Annotated in this window: 25 protein-coding genes; 18 read left to right on the top strand and 7 right to left on the bottom strand. The window is 67.0% G+C overall.

Translation table 11 applies throughout. The features are described 5' to 3' along the window. Position 1: 1 nt before the first annotated feature. Positions 2 to 634: a DUF1190 domain-containing protein gene (locus ACSQ3M_RS03645; RefSeq protein WP_436148704.1), complete on the bottom strand. Its 633-nt coding sequence runs from the start codon at positions 632 to 634 to the stop codon at positions 2 to 4. Between the two features lie 10 nt (positions 635 to 644). Beyond that, positions 645 to 1,046, bottom strand: coding sequence for a DUF350 domain-containing protein (locus ACSQ3M_RS03640; protein WP_436148703.1), 402 nt, complete (start codon positions 1,044 to 1,046; stop codon positions 645 to 647). 117 nt (positions 1,047 to 1,163) lie between these two features. Between ACSQ3M_RS03640 and ACSQ3M_RS03635 the strand changes: the two genes are divergently transcribed. Then, positions 1,164 to 1,544: a GFA family protein gene (locus ACSQ3M_RS03635; protein ID WP_436148702.1), complete on the top strand. Its 381-nt coding sequence runs from the start codon at positions 1,164 to 1,166 to the stop codon at positions 1,542 to 1,544. Positions 1,545 to 1,553: 9 nt separating this feature from the next. On the opposite strand, the gene ACSQ3M_RS03630 is transcribed toward ACSQ3M_RS03635, so the two are convergent. The 3 genes from ACSQ3M_RS03630 to tpiA form a co-directional block, all read right to left on the bottom strand. Further along, entirely contained in the window at positions 1,554 to 3,182 is a 1,629-nt protein-coding gene (locus tag ACSQ3M_RS03630) for a CTP synthase (protein WP_436148701.1), read from the bottom strand. A 121-nt stretch (positions 3,183 to 3,303) separates the two neighbouring features. Then, positions 3,304 to 3,708, bottom strand: coding sequence for a preprotein translocase subunit SecG (gene secG, locus ACSQ3M_RS03625; RefSeq protein WP_436148700.1), 405 nt, complete (start codon positions 3,706 to 3,708; stop codon positions 3,304 to 3,306). A 115-nt stretch (positions 3,709 to 3,823) separates the two neighbouring features. Next, entirely contained in the window at positions 3,824 to 4,585 is a 762-nt protein-coding gene (gene tpiA, locus ACSQ3M_RS03620) for a triose-phosphate isomerase (RefSeq protein ID WP_436148699.1), read from the bottom strand. Between the two features lie 148 nt (positions 4,586 to 4,733). Between tpiA and ACSQ3M_RS03615 the strand changes: the two genes are divergently transcribed. The 5 genes from ACSQ3M_RS03615 to ACSQ3M_RS03595 all read left to right on the top strand — a co-directional run bounded on the left by ACSQ3M_RS03615 (position 4,734) and on the right by ACSQ3M_RS03595 (position 11,153). Further along, positions 4,734 to 6,641, top strand: a complete 1,908-nt coding sequence (locus ACSQ3M_RS03615) for a SurA N-terminal domain-containing protein (RefSeq protein WP_436148698.1) — start codon at positions 4,734 to 4,736, stop codon at positions 6,639 to 6,641. A 10-nt stretch (positions 6,642 to 6,651) separates the two neighbouring features. Then, a complete protein-coding gene (gene trpE, locus ACSQ3M_RS03610) occupies positions 6,652 to 8,166 on the top strand; it encodes an anthranilate synthase component I (RefSeq protein WP_436148697.1) in 1,515 nt (504 codons plus the stop codon). A 219-nt stretch (positions 8,167 to 8,385) separates the two neighbouring features. Then, on the top strand, positions 8,386 to 9,360 hold the full coding sequence (locus tag ACSQ3M_RS03605; RefSeq protein WP_436148696.1) for an ABC transporter substrate-binding protein: 975 nt from the start codon (positions 8,386 to 8,388) through the stop codon (positions 9,358 to 9,360). 78 nt (positions 9,361 to 9,438) lie between these two features. Further along, positions 9,439 to 10,362, top strand: a complete 924-nt coding sequence (locus ACSQ3M_RS03600) for an ABC transporter permease (RefSeq protein ID WP_436148695.1) — start codon at positions 9,439 to 9,441, stop codon at positions 10,360 to 10,362. Beyond that, the gene (locus ACSQ3M_RS03595) at positions 10,359 to 11,153 is read left to right on the top strand and encodes an ABC transporter ATP-binding protein (protein ID WP_436148694.1); all 795 of its coding nucleotides are present in this window, start codon (positions 10,359 to 10,361) and stop codon (positions 11,151 to 11,153) included. Before ACSQ3M_RS03600 ends, ACSQ3M_RS03595 begins: the two co-directional genes overlap by 4 nt. A gap of 13 nt (positions 11,154 to 11,166) precedes the next feature. Here the strand turns inward: ACSQ3M_RS03595 and ACSQ3M_RS03590 are convergent, their stop codons facing one another. Further along, positions 11,167 to 12,081 carry a LysR family transcriptional regulator gene (locus ACSQ3M_RS03590; protein ID WP_436148693.1) on the bottom strand — a complete coding sequence of 305 codons (915 nt, stop codon included), beginning with the start codon at positions 12,079 to 12,081 and terminating at the stop codon, positions 11,167 to 11,169. A gap of 107 nt (positions 12,082 to 12,188) precedes the next feature. On the opposite strand from ACSQ3M_RS03590, the gene ACSQ3M_RS03585 reads away from it, so the two are divergent. From ACSQ3M_RS03585 to ACSQ3M_RS03565, 5 genes are all read left to right on the top strand, one after another. After that, positions 12,189 to 13,376 (top strand): MFS transporter, encoded by a 1,188-nt coding sequence (locus ACSQ3M_RS03585; RefSeq protein WP_436148692.1) that lies wholly within the window; start codon positions 12,189 to 12,191, stop codon positions 13,374 to 13,376. Positions 13,377 to 13,413: 37 nt separating this feature from the next. Beyond that, positions 13,414 to 14,448: an aldo/keto reductase gene (locus ACSQ3M_RS03580; protein WP_436148691.1), complete on the top strand. Its 1,035-nt coding sequence runs from the start codon at positions 13,414 to 13,416 to the stop codon at positions 14,446 to 14,448. 220 nt (positions 14,449 to 14,668) lie between these two features. Next, on the top strand, positions 14,669 to 15,034 hold the full coding sequence (locus tag ACSQ3M_RS03575) for a YciI family protein (RefSeq protein ID WP_129155398.1): 366 nt from the start codon (positions 14,669 to 14,671) through the stop codon (positions 15,032 to 15,034). A 2-nt stretch (positions 15,035 to 15,036) separates the two neighbouring features. Continuing rightward, positions 15,037 to 16,299 carry an RNA polymerase sigma factor gene (locus tag ACSQ3M_RS03570; protein WP_436148690.1) on the top strand — a complete coding sequence of 421 codons (1,263 nt, stop codon included), beginning with the start codon at positions 15,037 to 15,039 and terminating at the stop codon, positions 16,297 to 16,299. A gap of 201 nt (positions 16,300 to 16,500) precedes the next feature. Then, positions 16,501 to 17,283 (top strand): DUF899 domain-containing protein, encoded by a 783-nt coding sequence (locus ACSQ3M_RS03565; protein WP_436148689.1) that lies wholly within the window; start codon positions 16,501 to 16,503, stop codon positions 17,281 to 17,283. Here ACSQ3M_RS03565 and ACSQ3M_RS03560 read toward each other — a convergent pair. Beyond that, entirely contained in the window at positions 17,280 to 17,807 is a 528-nt protein-coding gene (locus ACSQ3M_RS03560; protein WP_436148688.1) for a MarR family winged helix-turn-helix transcriptional regulator, read from the bottom strand. The genes ACSQ3M_RS03565 and ACSQ3M_RS03560 overlap by 4 nt on opposite strands. Before the next feature lie 96 nt (positions 17,808 to 17,903). On the opposite strand from ACSQ3M_RS03560, the gene ACSQ3M_RS03555 reads away from it, so the two are divergent. From ACSQ3M_RS03555 to trpD, 7 genes are all read left to right on the top strand, one after another. Continuing rightward, the gene (locus ACSQ3M_RS03555; protein ID WP_436148687.1) at positions 17,904 to 18,320 is read left to right on the top strand and encodes a VOC family protein; all 417 of its coding nucleotides are present in this window, start codon (positions 17,904 to 17,906) and stop codon (positions 18,318 to 18,320) included. 148 nt (positions 18,321 to 18,468) lie between these two features. Further along, on the top strand, positions 18,469 to 18,894 hold the full coding sequence (locus ACSQ3M_RS03550) for a VOC family protein (protein ID WP_436148686.1): 426 nt from the start codon (positions 18,469 to 18,471) through the stop codon (positions 18,892 to 18,894). A gap of 49 nt (positions 18,895 to 18,943) precedes the next feature. Further along, complete coding sequence (locus ACSQ3M_RS03545) at positions 18,944 to 19,363, top strand: DoxX family protein (RefSeq protein ID WP_436148685.1); 420 nt, start codon at positions 18,944 to 18,946, stop codon at positions 19,361 to 19,363. A gap of 30 nt (positions 19,364 to 19,393) precedes the next feature. Next, the gene (locus ACSQ3M_RS03540) at positions 19,394 to 19,945 is read left to right on the top strand and encodes an SRPBCC family protein (RefSeq protein WP_436148684.1); all 552 of its coding nucleotides are present in this window, start codon (positions 19,394 to 19,396) and stop codon (positions 19,943 to 19,945) included. A gap of 54 nt (positions 19,946 to 19,999) precedes the next feature. Next, positions 20,000 to 20,536: a DUF1579 domain-containing protein gene (locus tag ACSQ3M_RS03535; RefSeq protein ID WP_436148683.1), complete on the top strand. Its 537-nt coding sequence runs from the start codon at positions 20,000 to 20,002 to the stop codon at positions 20,534 to 20,536. A gap of 133 nt (positions 20,537 to 20,669) precedes the next feature. After that, complete coding sequence (locus tag ACSQ3M_RS03530; RefSeq protein ID WP_436148682.1) at positions 20,670 to 21,287, top strand: anthranilate synthase component II; 618 nt, start codon at positions 20,670 to 20,672, stop codon at positions 21,285 to 21,287. A gap of 14 nt (positions 21,288 to 21,301) precedes the next feature. Next, on the top strand, positions 21,302 to 22,315 hold the full coding sequence (trpD, locus tag ACSQ3M_RS03525; protein WP_436148681.1) for an anthranilate phosphoribosyltransferase: 1,014 nt from the start codon (positions 21,302 to 21,304) through the stop codon (positions 22,313 to 22,315). The last annotated feature ends 1 nt before the right edge of the window (position 22,316 follow it).

The following is a 22,316-nucleotide window of genomic DNA, read 5'->3' as shown; positions in this document are numbered from 1 at the left end:
ATCAGGATGATGACGAGGAGGAGAAGGAGCGCGAGGTCGAGCCGAAGCCGCCGCGCGAGGCGACGCTCGGCGTGCTCGCCATGCCCGTCGAGGAGATGTTGCGCGCGACCATCGCCTGGCCCGAGGTCGTCGTATAGGCGCGCGAGCGGCTGCTGCTACCGCCATAATAGCCTCCGCTGGACGATGAAGACCCCGAGCTGCGTGCGGGCTGCTCGCATTCCGGGCGGCCGGAGCCTGCCTGGCGGGAGCCTGGCGGACAGGCTGCGCTGGTCGGCGGCAACAGCGGCTGGGCCGCACCGCCGCCGGACATGAACTGCCGCGCCAGCATGATGCCGGCGAGCGCCGGGATGAAGACCTGGGCATTGTTCCAGGTCGCGCTCTGGCAGCCGCTGGAGCCGAATTCCTGCTCGCAGGAAGCGCTGCTGGTGAATTTCTTGGCATCGCGCAGATGGTTCGCCGAGGCCTCGTTGAAACGCTGCTCGCACTGGCTGGCGCTGAGCTGGTTGGCCGCCCGGCACTCGGCGACATTGTTGTAGACCAGCGAATCGTCGGTCTCGCCGCCGGAGAGCGACCAGTAGGTAGCCACCAGCACCACGCCAGCGGCGGCAAGCCCGATCTGGGTCGAGCGCTTCATCGACGCCTCCTCACTCGGTCATGCTGGCAGCGGCAAGGGTACCGCTGAGGATGGCGATCACCGCCAGCATCGCGGCCGAGGGGATCCGATCCTCCTCGATCTTGCGCGACAGATCGGGAATGACGATGCGGGCGAAGCCATAGGCGCCGAACTGGATGACCATGGCGATTACCGCCCAGATCACAAGGTCGGGAATGCTGGCCGCCTGCTCGATCGCCTTCTCCAGCGGCACCGAGAAGCCGATGAGATTGCCGCCGAAGGCGATCGCGGCCGAGAGGTTGCCGCCCCGGATCAGCGCGACCTCGTCATGGGCCGTCAACCGCATATAGACCGCGGCGAAGCCGGCGATCAGCGCGAAGCCGACGCAGAAATAAAGGAGGAACGCCGGCAAGCCGGCCATCGAGATCGTCATGCTGCCGCCCCTTGCATGCCATGATGGTCAAGGCACTCACTATACGTCAGCGGCGGCGCTGCGCCAGACTGTCGCGGCTTGTGCTGTGGGGGCGCGAACGAGGTCACGGAGAACCCCATGAAGGAGAGACATGCCCAATGCTCTTGCGGGTCTCTGAGCCTGATCTGCCGCGGCGAGCCGGCGCTCGTCTCGCTCTGCCATTGCCGCGAATGCCAACGCCGGACCGGCAGCACCTATGGCATCGCCGCCTTCTTTCCGCGCTCGGAGGTCGAGATCAGCGGCGATGCGACGGCTTATCGCCGCGAAGCCGACAGCGGCTTCGACGTGGCGCAGCATTTCTGCCCGCGCTGCGGCAGCACGGTCTACTGGGAACCATTGCGCAAAACCGAGATGATCGCGGTCGCCGTCGGCGCCTTCGCCGATCCCGATTTTCCGGCGCCCGGCAAGCAGGTCTACACGCAGCACCGCCACCCCTGGGTCGCGGTGCCGCTCGATTAGAAGGAAGGTTCAGACCAGGCGGCTCTGCACCACGGCCGCCTCGATGAAGCTGGCGAACAGCGGATGCGGCTCGAACGGACGCGACTTCAGCTCGGGATGGTATTGCACGCCGATGAACCAGGGATGGTCGGGGTATTCGACCGTCTCCGGCAGCAAGCCGTCGGGCGAGACGCCGCTGAAGCGCAGGCCCTTGGCCTCGAGCTGCTCGCGATAGCCCATATTGACTTCATAGCGGTGGCGATGCCGCTCGGAGATCTCGGTCGAACCATAGATGCTGGCGATCTTGGTGTCGGCCGACAGATTCGACTGGTAGGCGCCGAGCCGCATCGTGCCGCCGAGATCGCCGCCGGAGAAGCGCTGCTCCAGGTCGTTGCCGCGCATCCATTCGGTCATCAGGCCGACGACGGGCTGGTCGGTCGGGCCGAACTCGGTCGAGTTGGCGTCCTCGATGCCGGCGAGCGAGCGCGCCGCCTCGATCACCGCCATCTGCATGCCAAAGCAGATGCCGAAATAGGGCACCCTGCGCTGCCTGGCGAAGCTCGCCGCCTTGATCTTGCCCTCGGCGCCGCGATGGCCGAAGCCGCCGGGCACCAGGATGCCGTGGACATGCTCGAGGAAGGGCGCCGGGTCCTCCTTCTCGAAGACCTCCGACTCGATCCAGTCGAGATTGACCTTGACCCGGTTGGCGATGCCGCCATGGGTCAGCGCCTCGATCAGCGACTTATAGGCGTCCTTCATCCCGGTGTACTTGCCGACGATGGCGATGGTGACCTCGCCCTCCGGGTTCTTGATCCGCTCGGAGATGCGCCGCCAGTTGCTGATGTCGGGCGCGGTGTGGTCCTCGATGCCGAAGGCCGCCAGCACCTCGGTGTCGAGCCCCTCGGCGTGATAGGACAGCGGCACGTCGTAGATCGAGGACACGTCGCGCGCCTCGATCACCGCCGTCTCGCGGACATTGCAGAACAGCGCGAGCTTGCGCCGCTCCTCCACCGGGATCTCGCGATCGGTGCGGCAGAGCAGGATGTCGGGCTGGATGCCGATCGAGCGCAACTCGGCGACCGAATGCTGCGTCGGCTTCGTCTTCAGTTCGCCGGCGGTCGGGATATAGGGAAGCAACGTCAGGTGCACGAAGATGCACTGGCCGCGCGGCAATTGCTGGCCGGTCTGGCGGATGGCCTCCAGGAAGGGCAGGCTCTCGATGTCGCCGACCGTGCCGCCGATCTCGACCAGCACGAAGTCGTAGCCGTCATTGCCCGAGAGGACGAATTCCTTGATCGCGTTGGTGACGTGCGGGATCACCTGGATGGTGGCGCCGAGATAGTCGCCCCGGCGCTCGCGCGTCAGGATGTCCATGTAGATGCGGCCGGTGGTGATGTTGTCGCCCTTGTTGCAGGGCCGGCCAGTGAAGCGCTCGTAATGGCCGAGGTCGAGGTCGGTCTCGGCGCCGTCATCGGTGACGAAGACCTCGCCGTGCTGATACGGGCTCATCGTGCCCGGATCGACGTTGAGGTAGGGGTCGAGCTTGCGCAGGCGGACCGTATGGCCACGCGCCTGCAGGAGAGCAGCCAGAGCAGCCGCCGCCAGGCCTTTGCCAAGCGAGGACACCACGCCGCCGGTGATGAAAACATACCGCGTCATGGGAGGTGACCTTTAACGCCTTGAGTTCGATTCGCTAAGCGGCTCGGTGCAGACCGATCCCGCGCCGCACGCTTGTCCACAAAAGAGAAGGGCCGGTTTCCCGGCCCCTGTCCCATCCCGGTCACCGTGTCGGTGCGCCCGGCTGCGGCGGTTGTGATCCGCCTTGGTTCTGCATCTGCCTGAGCTGGTCGAGCACGCCGCCGGCATTCGGCGCCGAAGGTCCGCTCGGAACCGCCGGCGCGGTCGTGCCCGCCGGAGCCGGGGCGCCATCGATGATCGAGCGCTGCGTCCGGCCCTGCGTCGCCATCACCGCCAGCACCAGCGAGGTGATGAAGAACAGGCCGGCCAGGATCGCCGTGGCGCGGGTCAGCGCATTGGCCTGGCCGCGGCCGGTCATGAAGCCACCGACACCGCCGCCACCGCCGGAGCCCATGCCGAGGCCGCCGCCTTCGGAACGCTGGAGCAGCACGACGCCGACGAGGGCGATCACGATCAGCAGGTGAATGACGATGAGAACGTTCTGCATGGCTCACGAAATGGGTATGGCGCGGGCGCCTGCCAAGATGGCGGCATCCCGCGGGTCGGCGCTGGCCATAGCATGGGCTTTCCGCCCATGCCACCCGCGAATTCGATGTCGACTGCTATCGGGCGCAGGCGCGTGCGATCGCCAGGAAGTCATCGGCCTTGAGGCTGGCGCCGCCGACGAGCGCGCCGTCGACATTGGCGACATTCATGAGTTCGGCCGCATTGCTCGGCTTGACCGAGCCGCCATAGAGCAGCCGGACACCGGCCGCCGTCGCCTTGCCGAGGATGCGCCCGAGCTCGGTGCGGATCGCCTCATGCATTTCGGCGACATCGGCTGCGGTCGGCGTCAAGCCGGTACCGATCGCCCAGACCGGCTCATAGGCGACGACGAGCGAGGCCGTCGCGCCGTCGGGCACCGAGCCGCGTAGCTGCTTCTTCACGATCGCCAGCGCCTTGCCGGCCTCGCGCTCGTCCTTGGTCTCGCCGACGCAGACGATCGGCGTCAGCCCTGCCGCCAACGCCGCCTCAGCCTTGGCCTTGACCGTCGCATTGCTTTCGCCGTGCAAGGTGCGGCGCTCGGAATGACCGACGATGGCGTAGCTCGCACCGGCATCAACCAGCATCGCTGCCGAAACCTCGCCGGTATAGGCGCCGCTCGCGTGGGCGCTGCAATCTTGCCCGCCGGTCGCGATGCGCGAGCCGATCAGCGATGCCGTCAGTGTGAAGAGCAGCGTCGCGGGCGGACAGATGGCGAGGTCGACGGCGCGCCGCAGCGCGGCGTCGTGACCCTTGGCGATCTCGGCGGCGATAGCGAGATCAGCCTTCACCCCGTTCAGCTTCCAGTTGCCCGCCACCAGCGGCTTGATCGTTCGCGTCACGGCTTGCTCTCCAATTCTTGTCCCTCGGCTCTAGCAATGCCGCCTCCTGATCGCAATCGAGGCCGTTCGCAGTGATTGCCGGAAGGCGTTGCTCTTCCTATAAGCGGCGCGCAGCGGCACGGCCGCGAGAGGACGGGAAGATCAGACCATGATGATGCAGGGCATCCGCAAGGCGGGGCAGAGCTTGATCGGCAAGCTCATCATCGCCGTGATGTTCGGCTTCCTGATCATCTCCTTCGCGGTCTGGGGCATCGGCGACATTTTCCGCGGCTATGGCCGCAATGCCGTCGCCGTCGTCGGCAAGACCGAGATCGGCCTCGAGCAGCTGCGCACGGCCTATCAGAACGAGGTCCAGCAGCTGACGCGCCAGCAGCGCCGCCCGATCAGTCCCGAGCTGGCACGGGCACTTGGCCTCGATCAGCGCGTGCTTTCGCGCCTCGTGACCGATGCGACGCTGGACCAGACCGCCAGCAAGCTCGGCCTCGCCGTTTCCGACGAGACCGTTCGCAACAGCCTCTTCAACGATCCGAACCTGAAGAACGCCGCCGGCCAGTTCGACCCCAATCGCTTCAACGAGCTGCTGCGTGCGATGGGGCTGAACGAACAGGGCTTCGTGCGCGAGCAGCGCGCCGTGACGATGCGCCAGGAACTCGCCGAGATGGTGGTCGGTGCGGTCACCGCTCCGGCTGCGCTGCAGGAACTCGGCCATCGCCTGCGTCATGAGAAGCGCGAGATCGCCTACATCACCTTGCCCGACAGCGCCGCTGGCGAGATCGCTGCTCCTGCCGAGGACGCGCTGCGCAAGTATTTCGACGAGCGCAAGGCTGCCTTCCGTGCCCCCGAATACCGCACCGCCAATCTGCTTGTCCTGACGGCTGCCAACCTCGCCGACCCCGCCAAGGTCAGCGAGGCCGACGCCCGCGCCCGCTACGAGCAGATCAAGACGCAGCGCTTCGGCTCGGCCGAGCGCCGCATCGTCCAGCAGATCGGCTTCCCGTCCGTGGAGGAGGCCAAAGCCGCCAAGGCGAGGATCGATGCCGGCGAGACCTTCGAGGCGGTCGGCGCCAGCCGCAACATCGCCGAGGCCGACCTCACACTGGGCACCTTCACCCGCGACGGCTTGTTCGACCCGGCTGTGCGCGATGCCGCCTTTGCCCTGGCGCCGGGCGCGGTCAGCGAGCCCGTGCAGGGCGGCTTCGGCATCGTATTGCTGCGTGTTCCCACGATCGAGCCGGCCCGGCTCAAGAGCTTCGATGAGGTCGCCGACGAGGTCCGCCGCGACGTAGCCACCTCGCGCGCCGCCGAGCAGATGACCGATCTGCACGACAAGATCGAGGACCAGCGCGCCTCGGCCAAGCCGCTGCCCGAGATCGCCAAGGAATTCGGCCTGGCGCTACGCTCCTTCGGCCCGGTCGACTCCAGCCTCGGCAAGGCCGACGGCACGCAGGAAACCGCCCTCCCCGGTGGCGACACGACGCAGCAGGCGATCTTCCGCACCGATATCGGCGTCGACAACGAGGCGGTCCGCCTGCCGAACAATGGCGGCTATGTCTGGTACGACGTCAGCAAGATCGACCCGCCGCGCGAACGCAACTTCGACGAGGTCAAGGCCGAGGTCGAGAAGCAATGGCATGCCGACGAAGTCGCCACCCGGCTCTCGGCCAGGGCGCGCGAGATCGTGCAGAAGCTCGACGCCGGCGAGAAGCTCGACGCGATCGCCTTCGCTCAGGGCTTCGCATTCGAGGATGCGACGCTCGGCCGTCAGGACCAGAGCGACACCCTGCCACGCAACGTCGTTTCGCTGGTTTTCGGCACGCCTTCCGGAAAGGCAGGCTCGGCCGCGGCGGCAAATGCCGGCCGCGTCGTCTTCCAGGTCAAGACGGCGACGGTGAGCCCCTATATCCGCACCGCCGAGGAAGCCGAGAACTTCGTACGCCTGCTGACCTCGAGCATCAGCGAGGACATCCTCGCGCAATATGTCGGCAAGCTGCAGAACGATCTCGGCGTCCAGGTCAATCAGGCGGCGCTGCGCAACGCCACCGGCGGCCAGAACTGAAGCTGGGCGCATGGATCCGGCCGCCGATTTCGCCCGCTTCGCCACCGCCTACGCGGCCGGCGAAGCGCAATTGCTGACCCTGTCGCTGGTCGGTGATTGCGAGACGCCGGTCGCCGCCTTCATGAAGCTGCGCCAGGCTCATCGCGGTCCCGCCTTCCTGCTGGAATCCGTCGAAGGCGGCGCCGTGCGCGGCCGCTACTCGATGATCGGACTCGACCCCGACCTGATCTGGCGCTGCCAGCGCGGTGAGGCCTCGCTCTGCCACCCTGCGCAAAGCGCGGATTTCGTTTCCGATTCACGCCCTGCCTTCGACAGCCTGCGCGCTTTGCTCGCCGAGAGTGCGATCCCCGATCGTGACGGCCTGCCACCGATGGCCGCCGGCGTCTTCGGCTATCTCGGCTACGACATGGTGCGCCTGATGGAGCGCCTGCCGCAGCCGAAGGAGACCGGGCCGGACGTGCCCGACGCCATCCTGACGCGGCCGACGCTGATGGTGGTGTTCGATTCGATCCGTGACGAGATCACGGTGGTCACACCGGTCCGGCCCCAGGCCGCCGTCTCGGCCCGCATCGCCCATGAACGCGCGCAGGAGCGGCTCGATGCGGTGGTTCGAGCCCTCGAGGGTCCCCTGCCCGCCGAGGCCGGCATCGACATCACCGCGATTCCCCATCCCGAATCCGTCTCGAACACCAGCGAGGCCGAATTCCGCGCCATGGTCGCGACGGCGCAGGAATATGTCCGCGCCGGTGACATCTTCCAGGTCGTGCTCTCGCAGCGCTTCGAGGCGCCGTTCGAACTGCCGCCTTTTGCGCTCTACCGGGCCCTGCGGCGGGTCAATCCGGCGCCGTTCCTCTGCTATCTCGACTTCGAGCGCTTCCAGATTGTCTGCTCCAGCCCCGAGATCCTGGTGCGGTTGCGCGACGGCAAGGTCACGATCCGGCCGATCGCGGGAACGCGGCCGCGCGGCGCGACGCCGGCGGCTGACGAAGCCCTCGCCGATGAATTGCTGGCCGATCCGAAGGAGCGGGCCGAGCACCTCATGCTGCTCGATCTCGGCCGCAACGATGTCGGCCGGGTCGCGGAGATCGGCAGCGTCAGCGTCACCGATTCCTTCTTCATCGAGCGCTACAGCCAGGTGATGCACATCGTCTCGAACGTCGAGGGCCGCATCTCGAGCGAGCATGATGCATTGTCCGCGCTCGCCGCCGGCTTCCCGGCCGGGACGGTCTCCGGCGCGCCGAAGGTGCGCGCTATGGAGATCATCGACGAGCTCGAAAAGGACGGGCGCGGCGCCTATGGCGGCTGCATCGGCTATTTCGGCGCCAATGGCGAGATGGACACCTGCATCGTCCTGCGCACCGCGGTCGTCCAGGACGGCCGCATGCAGGTCCAGGCCGGCGCCGGCATCGTCTACGATTCGAACCCGGCCTCCGAGCAGCTCGAATGCATCAACAAGGCGAAAGCCCTGTTCAAGGCCGCCGAGGAAGCCGTCCGCTTCGCGGCGCGCAGCCGGCGGGGGCAATGACCAGGGGCGCTCTTTTGCATGCGTGCGCCCCGGAGGCGCATGCAGCCCGCTCACTTGCGCGGCGCGTTTTCGCCCGCGCATATTGCCGGTAGTCGAGGGCACCGCTCCATAGCCTGAGGTTGCTTTGGGCAGCCCTCATCATCGAACACGACAAGACCTTGTCGGCTCAGCCGACCTTTGCAGCTGGCAAGACAAGGCTCGACACTGGGAGACGAAACGATGCGTTTCAAGGCAACCATGATCGGCAGCGTTCTTGCTCTGGCACTTCTCGCCGGGACAGCCGCATTCGCGCAGCAGGCTCAGAAGGTGACCGTTGCCGTCACGGCAATCGTCGAGCACCCGGCACTCGATGCCGCCCGCGACGGCGTCAAGAAGGCACTGGAGGAGGCCGGCTACAAGGACGGGGCCAATCTCACCTTCCGCTATGAATCGGCGCAGGGCTCGCCGGCAACGGCAGCGCAGATCGCGCAGAAGTTCGCAGGCGAGAACCCGACCGTGATCGTCGCGATCGCAACGCCCTCCGCCCAGGCGATGGTCACGGCGACGCAGACGATTCCGGTGGTGTTCACCGCCGTGACCGACCCGGTCGCCGCCCAGATCGTCAAGGACAGGCAGGCGCCGGGCGGCAACATCACCGGCATCTCCGACTTCTCTCCGCTCGAGGCCCAGTTCGACCTGATCAAGGAGTTGGTCCCGACGGCCAAGAAGATCGGCGTCGTCTACAACCCGGGCGAGGCCAACAGCGTCGCGCTTCTCAACGCCATCAAGGCCCTGGCGCCCGCCCGCAGCCTCCAGATTGTCGAGGCTTCGGCCGGCCGGACCGCCGATGTCTCCGGCGCGGCGCAGAGCCTGGTCGGCAAGGTCGATGCCATCTACCTGCCGACCGACAACACCATCATCTCGGCGCTCGGCACGGTTCTGAACGTCGGCGCCGACAACAAGCTGCCGGTCTTCACCGGCGACACCGAGTCGGTCCAGAAAGGCTCGGTCGCCTCGATCGGCTTCGACTATTTCCAGGTCGGGCTGGAGACGGGCGCCGTCGTGGCGCGCATCCTCAAGGGCGAGAAGCCCGGCGCCATCCCGGTCAAGAATGCCAGCGGCAGTAATCTCGTCATCAACACCAAGGCTGCTGCCGCCATGGGCGTGACCATTCCGGCGGCCGTGCAGGCTCGCGCCAAGCAGGTGATCAACTGACGTGAAGCGGCAGCACCACACGCTGCCGCCAACGGCCGCCTCACTCGTCATGTCAAAAAAGAACAAGCAGGGCGACCGATGAGCCTCATCGCCACCCTGGGCGCCATCGAGATCGGACTGGTGTTCGCTCTGGTGGCGCTCGGCGTCTACATCACCTTTCGCGTGCTCGACTTTCCGGATCTGACGGTCGACGGCACCCTGCCGCTCGGCGCCGCCGTCGCGGCAGCGATGATCGCTGGCGGCGTCAATCCGGTGTTCGCCACAGTGGCGGCGATCATCGCCGGCTGCCTCGCCGGCACGGTCACCGCCTGGCTCAACATCCGCTTTGCGATCCTGCATCTGCTCGCCGGCATCCTGACGATGACGGCGCTGTTCTCGATCAATCTGCGGGTGATGGGCGTGCCCAACATACCCTTGATGAACCGGCCGACGGTGATCGACTTCTTCGCCTGGCTGAACCCGTTCATCGCTACCCTGGGGCTACCCGCGCGGCCCACCTTGCGCGTGCTCGCCTTGCTGATCATCGTCACCGTGATCGCCGCGCTGCTCGCCCGCTTCTTGAAGACCGAGTTCGGGCTCGCCATGCGCGCGACCGGCGCCAACCCGCGCATGGCGCGGGCGCAAGGCATCCGCACCGACATGTACATCTATGTCGGCGTCGCCCTCTCCAACGGCCTCGTCGCTCTGGCCGGCGCCCTGTTCGCGCAGACCGCGGGCTTCGCCGATGTCAGCATCGGCACCGGCACCATCATCGCCGGCCTCGCGGCCGTCATCCTGGGCGAAACGATCTTCCGCTCGAGATCGATCGTCGTGGCGGTGTTCTCCTGCCTGATCGGCGCGATCGCCTACCGCCTCGCCATCGCGCTCGCCCTGAATGCCGGCTGGCTCGGCCTGCGCGCCTCCGATCTCAATCTCGTCACGGCGGTGCTGGTCGGCATCGCGCTGATGCTGCCTGGTGTCGCAAACCCGCTGCGCGGCCTGTTCAAGCGGAGCACGCCATGATCTCCGTCCGCGACGTTCACGTCACCTTCGGGCGCGGCACGCCGCTGGAGAACCGGGCGCTGCGCGGCCTCGACCTGACCGTGGATGACGGCGAGTTCATCACCGTCATCGGCTCGAACGGCGCCGGCAAGTCGACGCTCCTCAATGTCCTCAGCGGCGATGCCCGGGCCGAAAGCGGCACGGTCGAGGTCGACGGTATCGACGTGACGCGCTGGCCGACCGCAAAGCGGGCCGGCCTGATCGCCCGAGTCTTCCAGGACCCGATGGCCGGCACCTGCGAACGGCTGACGATCGAGGAGAACATGGCGCTGGCGCAGGCACGCGGCCGCGTCCGTGGCCTCGGCCCAGCCCTCGACAAGCCGCGCCGGGTGCTGTTCCGCGACAAGCTGGCGATGCTCGGTCTCGGACTGGAGAACCGGCTCGGCGATTCGATGGGGCTGCTGTCGGGCGGGCAGCGCCAGGCGGTCAGCCTGTTGATGTCGACGCTGGCGGGAACCAAGACCCTGCTGCTCGACGAGCATACCGCCGCGCTCGATCCACGCACGGCCGCTTTCGTCCTCGACCTGACCCGGCGCATCGTCGAGGACCAGAAGCTGACCGCCCTGATGGTCACCCACTCAATGCGCGACGCGCTCGACCATGGCAGCCGCACCGTGATGCTGCACGAAGGCAAGGTCGCCTTCGACATCGCCGGCGAGCGCCGCAAGACGATGGACGTGCCGGACCTGCTGCAACTGTTCAAACAGGTGCGTGGCGAAGAACTCGCCGACGACAGCCTGCTGCTGAGCTGACCAAGGACGCTGGCTAGGCCCGGATTCTGACGTTCCGCGCGAGGAAGTCGATGAACGCCCGCATCCGCGCCGGCACGAAGCCGCCCTGCCCGAGATAGACGGCGTGGATCACCTCGATGTCGCCGGCGTTGAAATCCTCCAGCACCGTGACGAGCCGCCCTGCGGCGATCTCGGCCTCGGTATGGAAGCGTCCTAGTCGCGCGAGGCCGACGCCAGCGACGGCAAGCTGGCGCGCCGTCTCGCCGTCGCCGACCATCGTATTGCCGACCGCGGCGATCGAGATCAGCTCGCTGCCGACGCGAAACGGCCAGCCCTCGACCGAGCGGGCGAAGTTGAAGCCGATCAGATTGTGCTTTTCGAGCTCGGCCGGCGTTTTCGGCTCGCCATGGCGGGCGATGTAATCCGGCGAGGCGACGACGGCGACGCCGCTCTCGCCGATCTTGCGCGCCATCAATTGATTGCCACGTAGGGGCCCGGGCGCCACCCGGATCGCGATGTCGGCCCGTTCCTCGATCAGGTCGACGACCTGGTCGGTCAGGACGAGATCGAGCGAGAGCTCAGGATGCTCGGCGAGGAAGGCCGGCACCAGCGGCAGCAGCACATGATTGCCGAAGGCGATATTCGCGTTGACACGCACCCGTCCACGCGGCGCCCGCCCCGCAGCGGCCTCGCACTCCGCCTCGGCGATGTCGGAGAGGATAGTAATGCAGCGCTGGTGGAAGCCTTGCCCCTCCGCCGTGAGCTGAAGCTTGCGCGTCGAGCGATTGATCAATCTGGCGCCAAGCCGGGCTTCCAGCCGCGTGACCAGCTTGCTGACGGCCGACGGCGTCATGCCGAAGAGCTTGGCGGCCGCCGAGAAGCCGCCGCGCTCGACCACGGCCGAAAACACTTCCATCTCGCCGGAGCGGTTGCTGAGCAGGGCTGCCATGGTGAACTCAAGTCACAAGTGATGTTACGGCCGGCATCCTAATTCATCCCGTTGCGCTGCACCATCTGGCTGGGACCCGTACCCTTGCGCTTCGCGCGGAGCCTGCCATGCCCATTGCCGTCTACGCCCTCACCGCCGGAGCCTTCGGCATCGGCACCACAGAATTCGTGATCATGGGCCTGCTGCTCCAGGTCGCGACCGATCTCGGCGTCTCCGTCTCGATGGCCGGCCTGCTGATTTCGGGCTATGCGCTCGGCGTCTTCGTCGGCGCGCCGATCCTGACGCTGGCCACGCGCAAGCTGCCGCGCAAGCAGGTGCTGATCCTGCTGATGGCGATCTTCACCCTCGGCAACATCGCCTGTGCGATCGCCCCGAGCTACGGCCTGCTGATGGTGGCACGCATCATCACCTCGCTGGCGCATGGCACCTTCTTCGGCGTTGGCTCGGTCGTGGCGACCAGCCTCGTTCCCGAAGACAAGAAGGCTTCGGCCATTGCCGTGATGTTCACCGGCCTCACCATCGCGACCCTGCTCGGCGTCCCCGCCGGCGCCTGGCTCGGCCTGCATTTCGGCTGGCGCGCCACGTTCTGGACCATCGCCGCGATCGGCGTCATCGCCATGCTGGTGCTCGCCCGCCTGGTTCCGGCCGATAAGGGCGAGGTCGAGGTCGCGCCGCTGCGCCAGGAACTCGCGACGCTGGCCGATCCGCAGGTCCTGCTCGGCCTCGCCATGACCGTGCTCGGCTTCGGCGGCGTCTTCGCGGTCTTCACCTATATCCAGCCGATCCTGGTCGAGATCACCGGCTTCTCGCAGGAGGCCGTCTCGCCGATCCTCTTGCTCTTCGGCCTTGGCCTGATCGTCGGCAACATGCTCGGCGGCAAGTTCGCCGACCGCAACCTGCCGGTCGCACTGCTCGCGACAACGGCGACGCTCGCCATCGTGCTCTTCGCCATGACGGCGGCGCTGCGCTCGCCCGTCGCTGTCACCATTTTCGTCGGGCTGATCGGCGCCGCCGCCTTCGCCACCGTCGCGCCGCTGCAGATGCGTGTGCTCGACAAGGCCGGGCCGGCCGGGCGTAATCTTGCCTCCAGCCTCAACATCGCCGCCTTCAACCTCGGCAATGCCTTCGGCGCCTGGCTCGGCGGCGTCACCATCGACCATGGGCCGGGGCTCGGCGCCGTGACCTGGGTCGCAGCCCTGGTGCCGCTGGCGAGCCTGGTGCTGGCCGTGATCAGCCTGTGCCTCGACAAGCGCGAGCGGACGGCGCTGCAGACCGCCCCCGTTTCCTGCCCATAATCATAAATATCAACGGCTTCGCAGAAGGAACTCGACCATGGACTACAGATATCTCGGCCACTCCGGCCTGAAGGTGCCGGCGCTTAGCTTCGGCGCCGGGACCTTTGGCGGCCAGGGCCCGCTCTTCAGTGCCTGGGGCACCAGCGACGCCAAGGAGGCGACCCGCCTCATCGACATCTGCCTGGAGGCTGGGGTCAACCTGTTCGACACCGCCGATGTCTATTCGAACGGCGCTTCCGAGGAGGTCTTAGGCGCCGCGATCAAGGGCCGCCGCGACAAGGTCCTGATCTCGACCAAGATGACCCTGCCGATGGGCGACGGCCCGAACGAAGCCGGCTCCTCGCGCAGCCGATTGATCGACGGCACCGAGGCCGCGCTACGCCGGCTCGGCACCGATCATATCGACCTGCTTCAGCTCCATGCCTTCGACGCCTTCACCCCGATCGAGGAGGTGCTCTCGACGCTCGACGCGCTGGTCCGCGCCGGCAAGATCCGCCAGGTCGGCGTCTCCAATTTCGCCGGCTGGCAGTTGATGAAATCGCTCGCCCTTGCCGAGAAGCATGGCTTCCCGCGCTATGTCGCGCATCAGGTCTATTATTCGCTGGTCGGCCGCGATTACGAGTTCGACCTGATGCCGCTCGGCCTCGATCAGGGCGTCGGCGCCCTCGTCTGGAGCCCGCTCGGCTGGGGCCGGCTCACCGGCAAGATCCGCCGCGGCCAGCCTTTGCCCGAAGGCAGCCGCCTGCACCAGACCGCCGATTTCGGCCCGCCGGTCGACGACGAAAAGCTCTACGACATCGTCGATGTGCTCGACGCGCTCGCCAAGGAGACCAGCAGAACCGTTCCGCAGATCGCCATCAACTGGCTGCTGCAGCGCCCGACAGTCGCCTCCGTGATCATCGGTGCCCGCAACGAGACGCAACTGCGCGACAATCTCGGCGCCGTCGGCTGGGCCTTGACGTCCGAGCAGATCGCCAGGCTGGACAAGGCAAGCGCGACCGTTCCGCCCTATCCGGCCTTCCCCTATCATCGCCAGGAGGGCTTCGCCCGGCTGAACCCGCCTGCCGTTTAGCCCCTTCTCGCCTCCCGCGCCGTCATCCCGGACGCAGCGAAGCGAAGATCCGGGATCCATGCCGGAGCCTATCCGAATAACGCTCCGGCATGGATCCCGGGTCGGGCTTCGCCCGCCCGGGACGACTTGAAGGAAGATCGACGCAGCTTGATTTTTTCCGCCCGGCCTTGTCGGCTGCCGGCCTAGCCAAACGTCCTTGGCCTGAACCGGAGCGCTGCGCATGCACTACGCCATCCTTTGCTATCACTCCGAAGAGGTCGTCATGGCCTGGTCGAAGGAGCAGAACGACGAGGTCATGGGCCGCCTCGAAAAGATCCGCCAGCGCATCGCCAAGGAGGGCAAGCTCGGCCCGGTCGCGCGTTTGCTGCCGACCACCGCCGCGACGACGCTGCGCAAGGACCGCGATCCGCCGCTGATCCTCGACGGCCCCTTCGCCGAGACCAAGGAGCAGTTCCTCGGCTTCTACATCGTCGACGTCGCCGATCTCGACGAGGCGCTCGGCATCGCGCGCGAGCTCGGCGAGGCCAATCCCGGCGGCGCCTTCGAGGTCCGCCCGCTTGCCGTCTACTATCCGGCCGGAGTCTGATCATGGCGGAGATCGCCTGGATCCATGCGGCGCTGACCTCGGCGCGGCCTCAGGCGATCAGCGCCCTGCTGCGCTATTTCCGCGATCTCGACGTCGCCGAGGAGGCGTATCAGGAGGCCTGCCTCAGGGCGCTCCGAACCTGGCCGCAAAATGGCCCGCCGCGCGATCCCGCCGCTTGGCTGATCTTCGTCGGCCGCAATGTCGCGCTCGACCAGGTCAGGCGGCAGAAGAAGCAGACGGCTCTGCCGGAAGACGACCAGCTCTCCGATCTCGACGATGCCGAGAGCGAGGTCGCCGAGCGGCTCGACGGGGCGCATTACCGCGACGACATCCTGCGGCTGCTGTTCATCTGCTGCCACCCCGACCTGCCGTCGACGCAGCAGGTCGCACTTGCCTTGCGCGTCGTCTCGGGGCTTACAGTCAAGCAGATCGCCCGCGCCTTCCTCGTCGGCGAAAGCGCGATGGAGCAGCGCATCACCCGCGCCAAGAGCCGGGTTGCTGCCGCCAACGTGCCGTTCGAGGCACCCGGCCCGGTCGAGCGCGCCGAGCGGCTCGCGGCGGTGGCGGCGATGCTCTACCTCGTCTTCAACGAGGGCTATTCCGCCAGCGGCGCCGAGAGCGACCGCCGCCGCCCCTTCAGCGAGGAGGCGATCCGGCTCATGCGATTGCTGCTGCGGCTGTTCCCGACCGAGCCGGAGATCATGGGCCTCTTGGCGCTGATGCTGCTCCAGCACGCCCGCGCCCCAGCAAGGCTCGATACCAGCGGCCAGATCATCCTGCTCGAGGATCAGGACCGCTCGCTCTGGGATCGCGAGATGATCGCGGAGGGGCTCGCTCTGGTCGACAAGGCGATGCGCCATCGCAGGCCCGGCCCCTATCAACTCCAGGCGGCGATCGCAGGCGTTCATAGCCGCGCGGCGCAGCCGGGCGAGACCGACTGGGCCCGGATCGACGTGCTCTACGCCACACTGGAGCATATCCAGCCTTCGCCGGTGATCACGCTCAACCGTGCCGTCGCCATCGCCAAGCTGCGCGGGCCGGAGGCGGCCCTTGCGCTGATCGAGCCGCTGGAACAGCAACTCTCGGGCTATTTCTACTTCTTCGGCTTCAAGGGCTGGCTGCTGATGCAGCTCGGCCGCAGCCGCGAGGCGCGCGCCGCCTTCGACCGTGCCATCGGGCTCGCCGGATCGGCCAGCGAAGCCGCCCATATCCGCCAGCATATCGACCGGCTGATGCGCGAGGGCGAACAGGCCGCAGCCGGCTGAGGCCGGCGACGGATCGCCTCCGAAAATTCCTCCGGCGCGGTGTCGGCACCGCGTCTGCTCGTTCGTCCTTGCTCCAAGGGGCGGTGAGTGGACGGCATTGGCCAGCTCCTGGCAGTGCCGAAAACTCATCAATGACAACCGCTTGCTTCGGAATCCTCAATTTCGGGATCGGAAGCGGCTTTTGCAGCGAGGAGACCGACCATGACGCAGACCACCGTCAGCAAGGAAGACTGGATCGCCGCCCGCAAGGCGCTGCTCGTCAAGGAGAAGGAGCTGACGCGCCGGCGCGACGCGGTCGCCGCCGAGCGGCGTGCTTTGCCGCGCATCCGGATCGAGAAGGATTATGTCTTCGACACGCCGGACGGGAAGCAGACGCTGGCCGACCTCTTCCGTGGCCGCAGCCAGCTCATCGTCAAGCACTTCATGCTGGCGCCCGGCCAGCTCGAAGGCTGCGTCGGCTGCTCTTTCGAGGCCGACCATGTCGACGGCGTGCTGAGGCATCTCGAACAGCACGATGTCGCCTATGTCGCGGTGGCGCGCGCGCCGCTCGCCGAGATCGAGGCGTATAAGAACCGCATGGGCTGGAGCTTCCACTGGGTCTCGTCCCACGGCAGCGACTTCAACTACGATTTCGACGTCTCCTACACACCGGAGCAGCTCGCCAATAGCGACGCCTTCTACAATTTCGAGACGATCGCCTCACCGCTGGAGGACCTCTCCGGCTTCACCGTCCTCGAGAAGGATGCGGAAGGGGCAATCTACCAGACCTACTCGACTTTCGGCCGCGGCGCCGAGGAGGTGCTCGGCACCTACATGTTCCTCGATATGACACCGAAGGGCCGCAACGAGACCGGTCCGGCCGGCAATCTGACCGATTGGGTCCGCCCGCACGACCGCTATGAGACGCCCGGCAAGACCGACATGACCGGCCGCTGGCGCGAGGAACCGGCGACGGCCTGCTGCTACGCCCCCGCGGCGAGCTAGCTTGCGCCGGCGCCTTCGCTCTCCAGGCTGAGCGCGAGCTTGCGCAGCAGTGCCGCCAACTCCGCCTGCTCGCGCCCGCTCAGGCCCCCGAGCAGGCGCTTCTCAAGCTCCATATCCTCGCGGAACGCCGCCTCGGCCTTGGCGCGGCCAGCCTCGGTCAGTTCGACCAGGAGGCTGCGCTTGTCTTCTTCCGCCTCATGCCGCCGGATCAGCCCGGCCGCCTCGAGGCGGTTGAGGCGAGCGGTGAGCCCGCCCGACGAGATCATCAGCGTGCGGTAGAGCTCGGTCGGCGTCAGTCGCCAGGGCGCTCCGGCCCGCCGCAGCGTCGAGATCACGTCGAACTCGCCGGCATCGAGACCATGACGGGCGAAGACGGCCTCGATCCCCGGCCGCAGCCGCAAGGTGATCCGGCGCGCCCGGCCGATCACCGCCATGGGCGAGGTGTCCAGCTCCGGCACTTCGCGCCGCCATTGCTCGCGCAGCCGCTCGATATGGTCGCCACCCGGCCCCGTTTCATCGTCCATTCCGGCCTCCGCTGATCTCATATGGACATGATGTAGATATCTTGACATCAAGACAATATCGGATTTATCTTGACATCAAGATAAATGGAGATCGCCATGCAAACCATTCCTTTCACCCTCGCCGGGCTCGACCATGTCGTGTTCCGCACCGCCGACACGCCGCGCATGCTCGCCTTCTATCAGGAGGTGCTCGGCTGCCCGGTCGAACGCCGCCAGGACGAGCTCGGCCTCGTTCAACTCCGCGTCGGCCGCTCGCTGATCGACCTCGTCGATGTCGCCGGCCCGCTCGGCCGCGCCGGCGGAGCCGCAGCCGGCGCTGAAGGCCGCAATGTCGATCATATCTGCCTCGGCATCCGCCCCTTCGACGAAGGCGCCGTCCGCGCCCATCTCGCCAGCCACGGCGTCGCGATCGTCGCCGCCGGCTCGCGCTACGGCGCCGAGGGCGAAGGCCAGGCGATCTACGTCAAGGATCCGGACGGCAACGCTATCGAGCTCAAGGGCTCGGCCGAGTGAGCGATGGAACGGGCCAGATCACGCCTGAGAAAAAAAATCTCGCGTGATGTCGGACCACCCGCACCGCCGACGTCCTCGTAACAAATCCACCGGAAACACCGGCTCAGTTCAGAACAAACGCCTGCAAACCCGACATCGGAGTTCGACAATGTCCCAGCCAGCAGAAGCCATTCAGACACAGGCCCAGCCCGAAACCCGCGGCGGCGTCGTCGCCTATCTCAGCGTCGAAGGCGCGGTGAAGGCTTCGGAATTCTATCAGAAGGCCTTCGGCGCCGAGGAGGTGGCCCGCATGCCGGTCGACGAAAAGGGCCGGACCATGCACATCCACCTTTACGTCAATGGCGGTTCGCTGATGCTGAGCGATCCCTATCCGGAGCACGGCTATCCCGCCGAGAAGCCCCAGGGCTTCACCCTGACCATACGCGTCGACGACATCGACTTCTGGTGGAAGCGCGGCGTCGCCGCCGGCATGGAGGTCGTCACCCCTGTCGATCTGATGTTCTGGGGCGAACACTACGGCCAGTACCGCGACCCCTTCGGCGTACTCTGGGCCCTGGTCTCGCCCGCCAAGTAAACACCGGCGCCGGCCGGGCCGGCAGAGCCTTATCCAATCGGAGCGTTCCATGCAGTCCGACACCCTGACCACCAACACGCCCGCCGGACAGCTCTGGACCGGGCGCATCATGAGCGGCCTCGTCGTCGCCTTCCTGATCTTCGACGGCGGCATCAAGCTCGCGCCGCTCGGCATCGTCACCGAGACGATGCAGCAGCTCGGCTATTCCGGCTCGCCGGAACTGGCGCGCGGGCTCGGCGTGATGACGCTCGTCATCGCCCTGCTCTATGCGCTGCCGCGCACGTCAGTGCTCGGCGCGATCCTGCTGACCGGCCTGCTCGGCGGCGCCATGGCGACGCATTTGCGCGTCGGCAGCCCGGTCTTCAGCCATCTCTTCTTCGGCCTCTATCTCGGCCTTCTGGCCTGGGGCGGCCTTTATCTGCGCGATCCGCGGCTACGCCGCCTGATCCCCTTCCGTCTCGGCGCCTGATCCATACCCCACGCAACACAGGAGAGTGCCATGCTTACCTATCTCGTCATCGCCGTGCTCGCCCTCGTCGCCGGCGTCCTCATTGCCGCCGCGCGCAAGCCCGATATTTTCGAGGTCAGCCGCTCCGCGACGATCCGGGCGACGCCCGAGCGCATCTTCGCTTTGCTCGCGGATTTCCAGGAATGGGGCGCCTGGTCGCCCTATGAGAAGAAGGATCCGGCGATGAAGCGCAGCTTCAAGGGCGCGACCTCCGGCGTCGGCGCCGTCTATGCCTTCGACGGCAACAAGCAGGTCGGCACCGGCGAACTCGCCATTATCGAGGTCCAGGCGCCGAAGAAGCTCGCCGTGACGCTCGACATGACCCGCCCGATGGCCTGCAGCAACCTGATCACCTTCACGCTCGCCCCGAGTGAAGGCGGCACGCTGGTGACCTGGCACATGCAGGGCGCCTGTCCGTTCATGGGCAAGCTGATGGGCACGATCTTCAACATGGATCGCATGGTAGGCGGCGATTTCGACAAAGGTCTCGCCGACCTCAAGCAGGCTGCCGAACGGCCGAAACTGGTTGCTGCCGCGGCCTGACCAGCGCGCAATCGACAGTCCACTCAAGAAGCACAAAGCAAAGGAGGAAGAGCCATGACCAACGCAGCGGAACGCGACAAGCCTCAGGCCAGCGACATGACCGGCTGCATGCCGGCCAAGCCCCAGGCCGAGCATGGATGGCTCCACCAGCTCGTCGGCGAATGGACCTATGAGGCCGAATGCCTGATGGGCCCCGACCAGCCGCCGATGAAGTCGTCCGGCACCCAGTCGTTCTCGTCCTTTGGCGGGCTCTGGCTCGTCGGCGACGGCACCGGCACCATGCCGGACGGTAGCCCGGCCGTAACCCGGATGACGCTCGGCTACGACCCGCAGAAGGAACGCTATGTCGGCTCCTTCATCGGCTCGATGATGGGCAATCTATGGGTTTATACCGGCACGCGCGACGCCGCGGGGACGGTATTGACGCTCGACACCGAAGGTCCCGACTTCACCCAGCCGGGCAAGACGGCGGCCTATCAGGATCTCGTCGAGATCAAGAGCGCCGACCACCATATCCTGTCCTCGCGGACCAGGGGCGAGAATGGCGAGTGGGTCCAGTTCATGACGGCGCATTACCGCCGGGTGAAGTGACGGCTTTCGCTGGCACGGTTGCCCATTGATCGAGGGCGCGGAGCACCTGCTTCGCGCCCTCGCGCTTGACCGGCATGCGCGTTCGGGGGCATGTGCAAAACCCAAGAAACTGGGTGGGGACGGCCCCGAAGCGATGCGCATCCTGCTGATCGACAATTACGACAGCTTCACCTGGAACCTGGTCCACCTGATCGGCGGGCTGGGCGCGAGTGTCGATGTGCGCCGCAACGATACGCTCTCAGTCGGCGAAGCCCTCTCCGGCGACCATGACGCGATCGTGCTCTCGCCCGGCCCGTGCACACCGAACGAGGCCGGCATCTGCCTCGACCTCGTCCGCGAAGGCGCCGACAGGAAGCCGATCTTCGGTGTCTGCCTTGGTCTTCAGGCGATCGGCCAGGTCTTCGGCGGCGAGGTGGTGCGCGCCCCCCTGCCGATGCATGGCAAGGTCTCGACCATCACCCACCGGGCGCGCGGCCTGTTCCATGGCATCAACGGCCCGCTCGAAGCGACGCGCTATCACTCGCTCGTCATCCGCAGGGAAAGCTGCCCGGCCGAGCTCTCCATCGAGGCCGAATCCGGCGACGGGATGATCATGGCGCTGTCGCATCGCGAGCTGCCGGTGCATGGCGTGCAGTTCCATCCCGAGAGCATCGCCTCGGAGCATGGCGCGACGATCCTGCGCAATTTCCTCGATCTCGCCCAGCGATGGTCGCGCCAGACCAACAAAGCCGCCCTTTCCGCGACAGCCTGATCGATCGAGTTCCCATGGACGACTTCAAACCCTTCATCGCCAAGGTCGCGACCGGCGCCTCGCTGTCGCGCGAGGAAGCCCGCGACGCCTTCGAGGCCATGCTCTCCGGCGAAGTCACGAATGCGCAGGCGGCCGCCTTCCTGATGGCGCTGCGCGTGCGCGGCGAGACCACCGAGGAGATCGCCGGCGCCGTCACTGCCATGCGCGCCCGCATGCTCACCGTCGACGCCCCTGCCGACGCGATCGACATCGTCGGCACCGGCGGCGATGCCTCGGGCTCCTACAATGTCTCGACGCTGGCTTCGATCATCGTCGCCGCCTGCGGCGTGCCGGTGGCCAAGCACGGCAATCGCGCCGCCTCCTCGCGCTCCGGCGCTGCCGACGTCCTGACCGCACTCGGCGTCAAGGTCGGGCTGGAACCGGCCGGCACTGAGCGCTGCATCGCAGAGGCCGGCGTCGGCTTCATGTTCGCGCCGACCCATCACGCCTCGATGCGCCATGTCGGACCGGTGCGCACCGAGCTCGGCACCCGCACCATCTTCAATCTGGTCGGGCCGCTTTCGAACCCGGCCGGCGTCAAGAAGCAGCTGATCGGCGCCTTCTCCGAGACCTGGCTCGAGCCGATGGTCAAGGTGCTGCAATCGCTCGGCTCCACGACCGTCTGGGCCGTGCACGGCTCGGACGGGCTCGACGAGATCACCACGACAGGCCCGACCCGCGTGATCGCGCTGAAGGACGGCAAGATCGAGAGCTTCTCGATCGCGCCTGAGGATGTCGGCATCGCCCGCGCCAGGCCTGAGGATCTGCGCGGCGGCGAGCCGGCGCAAAATGCGCAGGCGCTGCAGGAGGTGCTCGGCGGCGCCAAGACCGCCTTCCGCGATATCGCCGCCTTCAACGCCGCAGCCGCGCTCGTCGTCGCCGGCAAGGCCGCCACGCTCGGCGAGGGGCTGGCGCAGGCCTATGCGGTGCTGGACAATGGCAAGGCCAAGGCTGCGCTCGCGACCCTCGTCGCCAGCTCCAATGCGTGAG

Origin of the sequence: Allobosea sp. LjRoot90 (assembly GCF_964254315.1) — a bacterium.
GTDB lineage: Bacteria > Pseudomonadota > Alphaproteobacteria > Rhizobiales > Beijerinckiaceae > Allobosea.
Note: the sequence above shows the minus strand (reverse complement) of the source record. Positions and strands in the feature narration are given on the sequence as shown.